Annotated in this window: 1 protein-coding gene; it reads right to left on the bottom strand. The window is 57.4% G+C overall.

What is annotated here, in order from left to right; all coding sequences use genetic code 11:
- Positions 1 to 522: DnaA ATPase domain-containing protein (locus M1V25_RS10300; protein WP_498843230.1), on the bottom strand; the 522-nt coding region annotated here is incomplete at its 3' end.
- Positions 523 to 552 lie beyond the last annotated feature (30 nt).

Below are 552 nucleotides of genomic sequence, written 5' to 3' on the forward strand. Positions count from 1 at the left end.
GCGCTCCACGGCCAGGAAAACCACACGAAATCCGGGGTTGGTTTCCCGCAGCGCGTTACCGATGGCATGCATCAAGTGGGTTTTGCCGAGCCCGGTACTGCCACAGATCAGCAGCGGGTTGTAGGCCTGGCCAGGGTTGGCCGCGACTTGTTCGGCGGCGGCTTTGGCGATTTGGTTGGACTGGCCCCGGACAAAATTATCAAACACGTAGCGTGAATTAAGCCGACTGCCTTGAAACGGGTTCCTGCTGGTGCTGGTTTTGCGCGGCTCTTCCGCTTCATCACTGCCGACCCGAAAGCGCAGTTCGGAGACGCGCCCAGAGGTGATGTCACGCAGGGTTTCCAGTATGCGGTCGTGGTAGCGACCTTTGACTTGTTCCAGCACCACTTGGTTAGGCGCGACCAGTTCGAACCACTGGCCGTGGTTCTGGCCTTTGAGCGGACGCAACCAGGTATTGATGTCCTTTTCAGGGATGTCGCTTTCCAACCAGCGTAGGGTCTTGTTCCAGATGGATTCAGTCACAATGGGGAATATCGTCGATGGCTAGTGATG

This window comes from Candidatus Nebulibacter yamunensis (assembly GCF_024208055.1).
Classification (GTDB): Bacteria; Pseudomonadota; Gammaproteobacteria; order Francisellales; family Francisellaceae; genus Caedibacter; species Caedibacter lacustris.